Here is a 12,851-nt window from a genome sequence, read left to right as displayed (position 1 = left end):
TCAACGCTGTACTGTGTCGGTGGCCTATTCACTGGAACATAGCCCACCGGTTGCAGCATTGCCGCCCGCGATATGGGGTTCTCCTCAACCTTGACGGGTTCAGGTGGGCGGCGCACGCCTGCATGGGTGCGGACTCATCCTGGGAGCGGTCGAGCAGGCGCATTTCGATGAGTTTCGAGTCGGGGGTGCCGAAGAGCGGGTCGGGGATGACCGGCAGAATAGCTCCCGGGCTCAAGCCGAGGGATTCTAGCCGAACATATTCACCGTAGGCGTGCATCGTTTGAGTCTGCATTGCCTGCGCCCGCTCACGGGCAGAGAGTACAGGCTGGCCAGCGGACTGGGTGGGCTGGGTAGAGGCGAGCGCTACCGGGTGGTTTTCTACTTCGTTTTCGTGAGTATCTTCTGAGGTGTCTTCCGGTTCGTTGCTACCGTCGGAGTCTTCGCTGTCGGAGACTTTGTGCAGCTCAGCGCCTTCTTGTTCTGAGGCCTGCTGGTCCATGAGTAGCGCCATGTATTCCGGGATGGACTGGTCGGTGTCCCAGAGGGGCTGGTACGTCTCTTCCTTCTTTGCAGTTTCCTTCTTTTCAGTGGGTCGGTTTGCCATGGTCGTCTCCTTTGCTTACCAGACATACTCCTAGTGGCACCACCGTACCAGCGTGCGCTGGGCAGCCCCTTGAAACCTGCCTGATAAAAGCTGAGAAAAAGCCCCCGACAAGCTCCAACACGCACGTGTTAACACTGCCGGGGGTTCAACGTTACCAGGGGTCTACTGGGGGGCATTTGCGGGAAGCTACTCCGCTGGCACTGACAATCCCTCGGGCTCCCCCGCTTCGTCCGGGTGGGCACCCTCCTGCAGGGCGCGGTCGTACACCGGGTGGTACCAGAACGCACCGTACGTCGTTGCCTTCGCCACCGCCTCCCGCCGCTTCTGTGGAGCTTCACCAGCGAATAAATCATCAAGCCAAGCCAGATAAAGGGCACCGTGAAAAACGAATACAGCCAGACAAAGAAATAGGCGCCAAGAACCTCCCCGGCAACCCGCTCATTCACCATGTACACCAGGGGTAGCAGAAGGAACGGGTTAATCACCTGCAACACTACGCACAAAACCAGCCACCACGCGTACCCGAGACGAGCCTTAGCCCAATCCACGGTGGCCTCCGGTGTACTTGCAGGGATGTAGCCAACAACCTGAGCTTCGCCGGTGTCTTCCCTCGGTGCAGCAAGAGCCACAGCGGTGCCGGGCTGATTCTGCCAGCGCACAGAAGCCACCTGCGTGGGTCCGGCATCCTTCGACACCGCACTCAGTAGTTGCATGGGCTGCAGGCTCGGGCCGGGAATACCGTAGACAGGTTCCGTCGCCACCGGCAGGGCGGCATCAACTGTGAAGGAATCCATACGCCACTGCGGGCTCTGCGCCTGCGCTCCGCCGGTCATGATGCGCCGCCCATATTCGAGTTCGGCGGCTGAGGAGTCAGAGCCGCCGCGGAAGACATCGAAGACGCCGCACCCAGAATCCACTGCATCTCCTCAGCATCCCTAGGCAGGCGGTCATACACCAGGTAGAACCAGAACGACCCGAGAGGCATAGCCTCCCACTTCAGCGCCCGGTACTTTAGGCTCACTCGGACCAGCGTATAAGTCAGCGCACCAACCCACAAGAACAGGGGAAGACCCAAAGTCACTGTGGTAATCATCATGAAGATGTAGAAGACATACCCACCAGCGCCAGAAACCCCGGTACTAGAAGCCAAGGATATATAGGTCAGGGGGTTGAACACCACACCAATGAAGAAGAGGGCGATGAGCTCAGGCCATACTTTCCTCCGCAGGTCTAATCCGCTTACCCTACCCGCAACCGGTGCCGCAGGGATGTACCCGATAGGTCGAGGTGCACCCTCTACTTTTCTCGCCCAACCAGGAGGGGAACGCGGACGGCGCCTGCTGGTTTGCAGATGCAGCAGCATCCGTGCCCATGGGGGATATGCGGCGCATCGTGGGGCCCGGGCGGCCATACAGCCGCCGGTTCAGCACCGGATGACCCGTCGCCGAGGGGAAAAAGTTCGCCGCCTGCGCAGACGGCGCAGGAGCAGAAACCTGCAGAGTAGACGCATCAGGATTGGGCGCTGCAGGGTTGGGCACCGCAGAATCAGGTGCTGCAGGAACCACGGGGTCAACAGGCACGGATGCAGAACGAGCCTTCTGTATTTCCAGGACCTCCTTCACTGGCCCGGGAATCTCCCCGGTCGGCGCGGCAACCGGCGTTCCGTGAAGTAGCAAAGCCGAGTAATCGGGGACGGGCTGCTCTATATCCCACAGGGGTTGATACTCGCTATCGCTCTTCTCGGTTGGGTTCTGAGGGTTTTTCGGTGCTTCGCTATGCTCCGCCACGGTGACCTCCTCCAATGCGTGTCTGCTGTTATGTGTCTGTTGTGTTGTCTACACTGTGTGTTCAGTGCGCGGGGTCTATCCCCCGGCTGTTCTTTGAGTCAGCGGCTAGTCTGCTTAAGCCTCGTCCGCTTCGATAAGCCGCACAATGCTCAAAATCCACGCCACAAACCAGATGATGCCGGGAATCCCCATAAGCCCTGCGCTCACCTGATTCACCGCAGTAAAGAGAGCTGCGACGAGTTCTCCCCACCCGAACAGAGCGGTGACGGAGAGAATCGCCGCCGCAATATAGGGGTTCAGTATAGAAACTCCCAAGAACAGAAACCATCCTCCCGGCTTCTGGAACGAAGTGGGCAGGGGGCCAGAGTCCATCACCGGTTGGTCGATAACCTCTTGCTGAGGCGAAGCGTTGCCCTCCTGGTTTGCTTCAGAAGGCGAAGTGCACTCGTACACCAACCGGAACTTGAATCTCTCCTCGGTCTCACGCTTCCCGGTAGATTTCGCCATCACAGCAAAGAAGTTGATAACAGCCCACGAGGAGAAGACGAGCAGCACCAGCGGAAGAATACCGAAGCTCAGCATCAAAAATCCTAGGGATGCACCAAAAAGAGACACCAAGGTTTCTTCGCCCAGAATAGGACCTGCCAGTATATAGACGAATGGATTTGCCACGATAGCCAACGCCAGGCATACCACCGCCTCTACTCCAACTCTCCCTGAACTCGGCTTACGGTAAGGAACCGATACGGGGCTGTATCCAACCAGCTCGCCGCCGTGCTCCTCCGGCAATTCTCCTTGGGGGAGAGTCCCCTGAACATCATCCGCGTGGATGCGCATCAGCTACGGGTTGGGGTGACCGTAATGCACCTGCGGCGCCACCTTCAAAACACGCTGATGAGGGGAAACGGGTTGGTCGTCGATGGGCTGGTTGTTATCGGTGGTCATGATGCCTCCTGAACACTCAACACGGCATGTGTTTTTGGACCAATAATTTTCTGATTGGGTTCTTCATCCAGCTCGTACCGGTACATGGAGCCCTTGTCGACAGGGCGGTTATACACGAGGAAAAACCAGAAATCCTCATAGGTCGTGCCCTCACGCAACGCAGCACTAATCTTTCGTACTGCTTTACTCACCACAGAGATCAGCAAACCCGCCCAAAGAATAGGGATAAGCCAGAGAACTATAACGCCCCCAGAAAATACCAGGAAGAGAACGATTGTTTCGAGGAATTCAGTGTCTGTAGCACGGGAATTAAAGAGCAAAGAAGCGAGCGTAAACGGTTCAGCAGAATCACCAGGAGAACCATGACCAAGGACTCCAGACAAGGCCAAATCGCCCTGGTGTACCGCACGTTTTTCAGCTGTTCACTCAGCGGAACATAGCCCACCGGGTGTTCCGGGCCAGCCAAGATTTTCTCGACGATTTTCCGTTGCGGGCCTATCCCGTCGGGGAGGTACTGCTGAATGGCGACCGCGCTCATCTGCCCCTGATGACCGGAGGGGTCGTTGAGCAGTTTCATGGGAATTAGGAGGGGGTCCGGTCGACCGTACTGCGGGACCGGTTCGACCTCCAGCGCGCCGCCGGCTGCCAGCAGGTGGGAGCTGTGCATGACAGACTCTTTCGGGGAAATGCGTCGTTTGACCATGGTTCGGTCTTCCCTATCCCATCATTTTTGATAGATGTTCAATAGATGGTTTTACACTAACAACCGAACTTGAAAAGAACCTAAACCCAAGTGCAAATGAAAAGCGTGAAAAAGAAAAGGGTCGAACATGTCCACAATTTGATGCATTTAGGAGTAATAAACGCTTCACAAGCCATTTTGAGGTGTATCCTAGTTCACATCTAGTGTGTTCAAGTTCAGCTGGAACCCACCAGAACAACACCACAAGCCTCCCAGAAACACCCCGGGAGCCAAGCATAGGAGCACCGTGACACACACCCCCTCCCCAAACCCCCGCGGCCGGTCGCACCGACGCCGAATCGGCAGCGGGCTACTCACCCTCAGCATGGCGCTGAGCCCCCTCGCAGCCCTGGGCACCACCGCCCACGCCGCGGAAGACCCCGACGCCGTCAAGCAAGTACTCAGCGAAAGCATGAAGAACGCCAGCGGCACCGTCACCGCCTTCGTCCGCTTCAAGGGTAAGGGAGCCTTTGAACAGACCCAGCCCGCAGGCGTACGCGCCGGCGTGCAGGCACCCGTCAACACCAGCTCACAGGTGCAGGCAATCGCCTCCCAGGTGCAGAGCCAGGCACAGCAGGTCAGCAGCCAGTCCGGCGCGCAGGTCCTCTACACCACCCACAACGCAGTACGCGGCGTGGCAGTGCGCGGTGATGCAGAGTCCATCAAGGCACTCGCCAACCGCTCCGACGTAGAGAAGATCTCGCCCATCCTGCCCAAGTACCGCCAGAATGCGGGCGCCGCCATTGACGCAGGCTCCCTCGCCACATGGACCGGCACCACCAACCCCGCCGGCGCGGGCGGATACACCGGCAAGGGCGTAAAGATCGCCGTCATCGACTCCGGCATCGACTACACCCACACCGACTTCGGCGGCAGCGGCAAGCTCGAAGACTACGAGAAGGCATCCAAGCTCACCGAGCTGCCCTCCGCAGACTCCGGACTCATCAACCGCACCAAGGTTGCTGGCGGCTACGACCTCGTCGGTGACGCCTACGACGGCACCAACACCGCAACCCCCGACGGCAACCCGCTCGACTGCACCACCGGCGGCCACGGCACCCACGTGGCGGGCACCGCGGCAGGCTACGGCGTGAACTCCGACGGCAGCACCTTCACCGGCGACTACAGCAAGCTCACCGCAGAGCAGCTCAAGACCATGAAGATCGGCCCCGGCGTCGCCCCCGACGCTGAAATCTACGCCTTCCGCGTCTTCGGTTGCAGCGGCAGCACCAACGTCGTTATTGAGGCGCTCGACCGTGCCCTCGACCCTAACGGTGACGGCGACTTCTCCGACCGCGTGAACGTGGTCAACATGTCCCTCGGCGGCGAGTTCTCCCCGCAGGACGACCCCGAAGCCTACGCCGTTGACGCGCTCACCCGCGCCGGCGTGCTCTCCGTAATCTCTGCGGGTAACGCCAACGACTACAGCCTGCGCGGCGACACCTATTCCAACTCCGGTCACCCCGCCACCGCAGCCAGCGCAATCACCGTAGCTAACGCCTACGGCTCCACCCGCGCCGTCGATGCGGCAGAGCTGACCGACCCCGCCACCGGCACCACCCGCAAGGTACGCGGCGACTACAGCGTCTCCTACCCCTGGGCACAGGCGGGCACCAAGGAATTCACCGGCGAACTCACCGCAATCTCCGAGAACAACCGCTACGCCTGCAACGCCCTCAGCGCCACCGAAGCGGCAGCTGTAAAGGGCAAGTGGGTGCTCATCGACTGGGCTAAAGATGACGGCGAACTCGCCTGCGGCTCGAAGGTGCGCTTCGACAACCTGGAGGCAGCAGGCGCCAAGGGCGTGCTGCTTGCAGGCAATGACGAAGAACCCGGCCTGGGTATTGCTGGTAACGATACCCTGCCCGGTTTCCGCCTGGCAGCATCCGCCGCTAAGGACCTGCGTGCACAGATCACCGCAGCAGAAGCGGCAGGTAAGCCCCTGACCGTGCGCCTCGGCAACGAGCTGAAGTCCTCCCTGCGCGTGGACACCGATAAGCTGGATCAGCTGAACCCCATGAGTGCCCGCGGCTTCCACGGCAGCTACGGCTACACCAAGCCCGACATTGCGGCACCCGGCTCGTACATCACCTCCGCGGCGGTAGCGACCGGTAACAACTCCGTGACCTTCAGCGGCACCTCCATGGCGGCACCCTACGTGACCGGCTCCGCCGCCCTGGTCATGCAGAGCCACCCGACCTACACCCCCGCACAGGTCAAGTCCGCTCTCATGAACACCGCAACCCACGATGTGCGCACCGAATCCGGTGACCCATACGCGGTGGACCGTGTGGGCGCCGGACGAGTCGACACCCTCGCTGCCGTGCAGTCGAAGTCCCTCGTCTACAACGCTGACAAGAGCGGTACCGTGTCCCTGAGCTTCGGTGTACTCGAGTACGCACCGGATGCTGGCGTTCAGACCCTCACCCGCGAGGTGACGGTCGAGAACACCGACTCCGTGGCACACACCTACGCCCTGTCCTACGCTGAAAGCACTAATATTCCCGGCGTGGAATACTCCTTCCCCTCCGCGGTCACCCTCGCACCCGGTGAAACTAAGAAGTTCGAAGTCACCGTACGCATCGACCCGTCCAAGCTGGAGAAGACCCGCGACGCAGCAATGGACACCACCCAGAACGCAACTGACTACTACACCGGCAACGAGACCGTTCCCGCGCAGTACCGTCAGTACATTGCCAGCGCATCCGGCCGACTCGTCCTCACCGAAGACGGCACCAAGGCACTGCGCCTGCCCGTTCACGTGGCACCCAAGCCCGTGAGCACCATGCACGCTGCCGAAGACACCGTCACTTTCACTCAGAAGCCCTCCAGCGACGAGGCACAGAAGGCAGACACCGGCTGGACCAAGTCCCAGATCTCGCTGCACGGCACCGAGGTCAACCAGGGCGGCTACCGCTCCCTGCTCGGCGCATTCGAGTACGGTGCGAGCGTGGACCGTGTGGCTCCCACCTCCCTGTCGCTGAACAGCAACGTTAAGGCGAACCTGCAGTACGTCGGTGCTTCCTCGGATGCGCCCGCGCTGAAGGCAGCCGGCGGCAACGCTGATGACGGCACCCTGCGCTTCGGTATCTCCACCTGGGCGAACTGGGATGTTGTCTCCTACGAGAACACCTTCACCGTAGAAATCGATACTGACGGCAACAACCGCACCGACTACAAGCTGGTCACCGACCGCGCTAAGGGCCTGGACTACCCGCTGGTTCGCCTCTACGGCTACAAGAACGGCAACCTCGTCGAACTCGGCTACTACCCGCTCAACGGCGCCTGGGGTGATGTGGACACCAACATGATGGACACCAACACCCTCATCATGAGTGCACCCCTCAAGGATCTGGGCCTGACCAGTGCAAACAACCCGGACATCCAGTACCGAGTCAGCGCAACCACCCAGTACGAGTGGGGTAACGTCAGCGAAACCGGCTGGATCAAGTACCGCCCCTTCAGCCCCAAGCTGTGGTTCAGCGGCGACTCCTCCGCCGTGGCTGGCCTCCACCCGGATGCCCCCACCACCACCCTGACGGCGCACCGCTCCGCTGACGCAATCCCCGCGCTCGGCGAATCCGGTACCCCCGCCAAGGCGCTGCTGCTGCACCTGCACAACGGCACCGGCGATCTCTCCGGCACCAACGGCGCTAAGGGCAACCGCGCCGAGGTGCTGAGCATCAAGGAGCAGCAGACTGAGTACATCACTCCGTCCCGCTTCACCGATGTGAAGAACACCGACCAGTTCTACACCGAGATCTCTTGGTTGGCTCAGCGCGGCATCACCACCGGCTACCCGGACGGCACCTACCGCCCGCTGGAGTCCGTGGAACGTGGCGCAATGGCGGCGTTCTTCTACCGCATGCAGGGTTCCCCGCAGTTCACTGCCCCCTCCACTCCGAGCTTCAAGGATGTTCCCACCACGCACCCCTACTACAAGGAGATTGAGTGGATGAAGGCTCAGGGCATCACCACCGGCTACTCGGACGGCACGTTCCGCCCCTCCGCACCGGTGAACCGTGACGCCATGGCTGCGTTCTTCTACCGTGCAGCGGGTTCCCCGCACGTGGATCTGCCCGCAACCAGCCACTTCAGCGATGTTTCCACCGATAACCAGTTCTACCGTGAAATCACGTGGCTGGCTTCGAAGGGCATCAGCACCGGCTGGCCGGACGGCACCTACCGCCCGGTGACCCCCATTGCCCGCGACGCAATGGCGGCATTCATCTACCGCTACACCGAGAAGGTTGCTAACCAGGCCGGCCGCTAGACGGTAGCTAACCGGTAGCAAACGGTTCGGGTCCTCTCCCACCTCCTGCATGGGGTGGGAGGGGTACCTGGAACCGGCAGGGTCCGGGGCCTGAAATCCGCGGAACCTCTCAAGTTTTGGTGGCGGTTTCACCGGCGGATACACTCACTCGTCGTCTGCCGGTGGGGCCGCCTCCGCACATCACCGATACACAACCACAGAGCACACAGCATTACCGAGAAATAGAAAATCCGAAGGAGGATTCCATGACAACGCCTCATGCGCCACGCCGCAGAATGAAGGCTGTCGGTGCGACCGGTTTGAGTGCAGCTCTTGCCCTTACTCTCGGCGTTCCCGCCACTTTCTCTGCAGCTCACGCTCAGAGCCCCCAGCAGGTCGAAGGAAACACTGCGAGCGCATCCGGTAACGCTGCCTCGCGTATCAGCCCTGGCCTGCAGAAGGCTGAAGGCCAAATCACCGTGTATGTGCAGTTCAAGGGCAAGGGCGCGTATGAGCAGACCCAGTCCGCGGCTGTTCTGACACGTAAGGAGGCGCCGGCAAACCGTCAGGCGCAGGTGCAGGCTATTGCAGCCCAGGTGCAGTCGCAGGCTCAGTCTGTGGCGGCTGCTTCTGGCGCGAAGCTGATGTACACCACACATAATGCGATGCGTGGTGCGGCAATTACTGGTGATGCTGCGCAGATTCGTGCGTTGGCGGAGCGCCCGGATGTGGAGCGTATTTCGCCGATTATCGCGAAGGAGCGTATGAACTCCGGTAGCGAGATCGATACGAAGACTCTTGCCACGTGGACTCGTGAGAATACGGGGTACACGGGTAAGGGCGTGAAGATTGCGGTTGTTGACTCCGGTGTTGACTATACGCACGCTGATTTTGGTGGCCCCGGTACGGTGGATTCGTACCTGAAGGCTAAGGCGATGACGGAGCTTCCGTCCGCTGATTCGGGCCTGATTGATCGTAATAAGTTCATTGGCGGCATTGACTTGGTCGGTGATGACTACAATGCGTCGGTGGCTGAGAAGTCGACTCCGCAGCCGGATAATAACCCGCTGGATTGCCGCCCGGATGGTTTCGGTTCTGGCGGTCACGGTACCCACGTGGCGGGTACTGCCGCCGGTTATGGTGTGACGGCGAAGGGTACGACTTACCGTGGCGATTACAAGAACCTGACGGAGGAACAGCTGAAGGGCATGTCTATTGGCCCCGGTACTGCTCCCGATGCTCAGATTTTGGCGATTCGTGTGTTCGGCTGCTACGGCAATTCGAGTGTTGTGATGAAGGCGCTTGATACCGTGATGGACCCGAATGGTGACGGTGATTTCTCTGACCGCGCCGACATTGTGAACCTGTCTCTCGGTGGCGAGTTCGCCCCGGCTGACGACCCTGAGTCGTACATGATTAATACGATGGCGCGCCAGGGTGTGTTCACTGTGGCTGCTGCCGGTAACGCCAATAACTACAACGGTGTGGGTGACACCTACTCCGATTCGGGTAGCCCGGCGAATGCTGCTGCGGCGCTGTCGGTGGCGAACGCCTACGGCTCCACTCAGCCGATTGACCGTGCCCGCGTGACCACGAAGAGTGGTTTGGAGTGGTTGCAGGGTGATTACTCTGTGAACTTCGATTATTCGAAGGCGTCCGCTGATCAGCTGCGCGGCGAGGTTGTTGCCGCACCGAAGCGTAACCGTTACGCTTGCGAGGCTTTCACCGCTGAAGAGGCGAAGGCTTTGAAGGGTAAGTGGGTTTACTTCGAGTGGGATCAGGACGATTTGACGTTCCCGTGCGGTTCGAAGGTGCGTTTCGATAACGTTCAGGCTGCCGGCGGTGTTGGTGTGGTGATGGCCGGTAAGGCTGAGCGCTACACCATCGGCATTGGTGGTAATGCGACCATTCCGGGTCTGCGTCTGACTGCTTCTTCGACGAAGGACCTGGAGAAGGCCCTGGCTGCCGGTCCGGTGACCGTCGAGATGAACCTGGACTACAAGGCTTCGGGCCGCGGTCCTCACTCGCACGCTTTTGATCTGAATTCCTCGAGCGCTCGCGGTCAGCACGGTTCTGATGGCTTCATTAAGCCTGACCTTGCGGCACCGGGTACTGAGATTGTGTCTGCCGCTGTGGGCACGGGCAATAAGGGTGTTTCCTTCACCGGCACCTCCATGGCGACCCCGCATGTTGCCGGTGTTGCCGCTCTGGTGATGCAGGCGCATCAGGATTACAACCCGCAGATGATTAAGGCTGCGCTGATGAACGGCGCGTCCACCCCGATCAAGAATGAGCAGGGTACGCAGTACGCGGTGGATCGTGTGGGTACGGGCATGGTGAATGCTCGCGCCGCCGTGGACGCGAAGGTTATTGCGTACGATGCGAAGACCCCCGAGCGTGTTTCGACCGCGTTCGGTGTACTGGAGTACACCCCCGATTCGGGTATTCAGACTGTTCAGCGTGAAATCGTGCTGGACAACACCGATTCGCAGGCTCACACCTACACTCTGAACTACGAGGCAAGCACGACCATCCCGGGTGTGGAGTACTCCTACCCGCAGCAGGTGAGCGTGGGTGCCGGTGAGCGTAAGAACGTGACCGTGACCGTGCGTATTGACCCGTCCAAGCTGGAGAAGACCATGGACCCGGCGATGAGCGCCGACCAGGTCGCTCAGGACTGGACGACCGGTAAGACTCTGGCTGCCGGTAAGCGCCAGTACATTGCGAGCGCTTCTGGTCGCCTGATTTTCTCTGAGAATGGTCGCGAGGCAATCCGCCAGTCGATTCACGTGGCACCGAAGCCCGTCTCGAAGATGCGTGTTGATGCCTCCCGTATTGATTACAAGGGCGTCTCCGATAAGGAGTCCACGGTGACTCTGCGCGGTACGACCCTGAACCAGGGCGGTTACCGTTCGCTGCTGGGTGCGTTTGAGCTGGGTACGGTCAGTGACCGTATTCCGTCCGGTCAGCTGAAGCTGCCGTCGAACCAGGCTGTTGACCTGCAGTATGTGGGTGCCGCCTCGGACGCTCCGGCGTTGAAGGCTGCCGGCAAGAACCCGAACGATGGTTCTCTGTTCTTCGGTATTTCGACCTGGGGCACCTGGGACAGCATGCACTGGGGCCGTCAGGTACAGGTGCAGATTGATACGAACAACGACTCCACCGCAGATTACGTTCTGGAGGTGACCCGTGAGAAGGGTCTGGACTACCCGCTGGTGAAGGTCTGGTCCATCTCCGGTAACGCATCCACCGTGGTGGCTCGCTACCCGCTGAACAGCGCCTGGGGCGACACCGACACCAACATCATGGACACCAACACCATGATTCTGGGTGTACCGCTGAAGGACCTGGGCCTGACCGCTGAGAAGGCTCAGAGCATCAACTACACGGTGCAGACCGACACCTGGTACAACGATGGCAACCCCTACGTGGACACCACCTCGGCTATCGAGTACTCCCCCTTCAACCCCGGTGTTTGGTTCACCGGTGAGGAGTCGGGCGTGCCCGGCCTGTTCGTGGACCGTGACGGCGGTCAGCTGACCGTTCACCGCAAGAACAACAACAAGGAGCGTCAGGCTCTGTTCCTGCACATGCATAACGCGACCGGTGACCTGAGCGGCCGTAAGACCGCTAACGGTGTTGCCGCTGGCGACCGTGCGCAGGTCGTGAAGGTGGCTCGTACCATCCACGATGCACGTTTCACCGACGTTCCGGCGGATAACCAGTTCTACCGTGAAATCACGTGGATTGCTGCCCGTCAGATTGACCGCGGTTACCAGGACGGCACCTTCCGCCCGCTGAACAATATGGACCGCGCAACCATGGCTGCGTACTTCTACCGTATGAGCGGCTCGCCGCAGTACACCGCACCGTCCACCCCGAGCTTCTCGGATGTTCCGCTCAACCACCCCTACTACAAGGAGATTGAGTGGATGAAGGCTCAGGGCATCACGACCGGCTGGCCCGATGGCACCTACCGCCCGGAGGGTTCGGTGAACCGTGACGCGATGGCTGCGTTCTTCTACCGTTACGCAGGTTCGCCCGAGTACACTGCCCCCGCGCAGGCTCGTTTCACGGACGTTCCGACCGACAAGCAGTTCTACCGCGAGATCTCGTGGCTGGCTGAGCAGGGCGTAACCACCGGCTGGCCCGATGGTTCGTTCCGCCCCGTGGAGCCGGTGCACCGCGACGCTATGGCGGCGTTCGTGTACCGCTACAGCACGGGTGTGCTGAAGGAAAGCCCTGAAATTTAGGGGCACAGCATCTAAAAACCCTGAAATCTAGGGTTTGTAAGGTTCTACCGCTGTAGGTGTGCTACCTCAGCAGGTTCTACCAAGGGAGCCGTACCGTTGCAGTTTATCTGCGGCGGTGCGGCTCCCTTTTTCTGTGGTCGGGTGCTTTCTATTTACGCGTAATGTTCCGTTATACGATTCTGACTAGGTTATATAAAGAATCGTTGAGACAATAAGTGAAGGTTTCTTCACCATCGGCATGAACCTTGACGTTCACGCCGCATGGGCA

At 60.1% G+C, this 12,851-nt stretch carries 8 protein-coding genes; 2 read left to right on the top strand and 6 right to left on the bottom strand.

What is annotated here, in order from left to right; genetic code table 11:
• Positions 1-28: 28 nt before the first annotated feature.
• The 6 genes from HMPREF2779_RS09210 to HMPREF2779_RS05925 all read right to left on the bottom strand — a co-directional run bounded on the left by HMPREF2779_RS09210 (position 29) and on the right by HMPREF2779_RS05925 (position 4,039).
• Positions 29-604, bottom strand: a complete 576-nt coding sequence (locus HMPREF2779_RS09210; protein ID WP_233992295.1) for a hypothetical protein — start codon at positions 602-604, stop codon at positions 29-31.
• A 186-nt stretch (positions 605-790) separates the two neighbouring features.
• Entirely contained in the window at positions 791-913 is a 123-nt protein-coding gene (locus HMPREF2779_RS09290; RefSeq protein WP_255402015.1) for a hypothetical protein, read from the bottom strand.
• A gap of 520 nt (positions 914-1,433) precedes the next feature.
• The gene (locus tag HMPREF2779_RS09205) at positions 1,434-1,700 is read right to left on the bottom strand and encodes a hypothetical protein (protein ID WP_233992294.1); all 267 of its coding nucleotides are present in this window, start codon (positions 1,698-1,700) and stop codon (positions 1,434-1,436) included.
• 148 nt (positions 1,701-1,848) lie between these two features.
• Positions 1,849-2,226, bottom strand: a complete 378-nt coding sequence (locus HMPREF2779_RS09200) for a hypothetical protein (protein ID WP_233992293.1) — start codon at positions 2,224-2,226, stop codon at positions 1,849-1,851.
• Positions 2,227-2,505: 279 nt separating this feature from the next.
• Positions 2,506-3,228, bottom strand: coding sequence for a type VI secretion protein (locus HMPREF2779_RS05930; RefSeq protein WP_233992292.1), 723 nt, complete (start codon positions 3,226-3,228; stop codon positions 2,506-2,508).
• Between the two features lie 346 nt (positions 3,229-3,574).
• The gene (locus HMPREF2779_RS05925; RefSeq protein WP_158676584.1) at positions 3,575-4,039 is read right to left on the bottom strand and encodes a hypothetical protein; all 465 of its coding nucleotides are present in this window, start codon (positions 4,037-4,039) and stop codon (positions 3,575-3,577) included.
• A gap of 364 nt (positions 4,040-4,403) precedes the next feature.
• Here HMPREF2779_RS05925 and HMPREF2779_RS05920 point away from each other — a divergent pair, with 364 nt between their 5' ends.
• Both HMPREF2779_RS05920 and HMPREF2779_RS05915 read left to right on the top strand, forming a co-directional pair.
• Positions 4,404-8,351, top strand: a complete 3,948-nt coding sequence (locus HMPREF2779_RS05920; RefSeq protein ID WP_233992291.1) for a S8 family serine peptidase — start codon at positions 4,404-4,406, stop codon at positions 8,349-8,351.
• Between the two features lie 245 nt (positions 8,352-8,596).
• A complete protein-coding gene (locus tag HMPREF2779_RS05915) occupies positions 8,597-12,583 on the top strand; it encodes a S8 family serine peptidase (RefSeq protein WP_105361064.1) in 3,987 nt (1,328 codons plus the stop codon).
• The last annotated feature ends 268 nt before the right edge of the window (positions 12,584-12,851 follow it).

The organism is Rothia sp. HMSC069C03, from assembly GCF_001811075.1.
GTDB lineage: Bacteria > Actinomycetota > Actinomycetes > Actinomycetales > Micrococcaceae > Rothia > Rothia mucilaginosa.
Note: the sequence above shows the minus strand (reverse complement) of the source record. Positions and strands in the feature narration are given on the sequence as shown.

Coding starts and splice junctions, on each gene's coding strand:
- HMPREF2779_RS05930 (WP_233992292.1), bottom strand. CDS start 3,228: ATGCGCATCCACGCGGATGATGTTCAGGGGACTCTCCCCCAAGGAGAA.
- HMPREF2779_RS05925 (WP_158676584.1), bottom strand. CDS start 4,039: ATGGTCAAACGACGCATTTCCCCGAAAGAGTCTGTCATGCACAGCTCC.
- HMPREF2779_RS09205 (WP_233992294.1), bottom strand. CDS start 1,700: ATGATGATTACCACAGTGACTTTGGGTCTTCCCCTGTTCTTGTGGGTT.
- HMPREF2779_RS09210 (WP_233992295.1), bottom strand. CDS start 604: ATGGCAAACCGACCCACTGAAAAGAAGGAAACTGCAAAGAAGGAAGAG.
- HMPREF2779_RS05920 (WP_233992291.1), top strand. CDS start 4,404: ATGGCGCTGAGCCCCCTCGCAGCCCTGGGCACCACCGCCCACGCCGCG.
- HMPREF2779_RS05915 (WP_105361064.1), top strand. CDS start 8,597: ATGACAACGCCTCATGCGCCACGCCGCAGAATGAAGGCTGTCGGTGCG.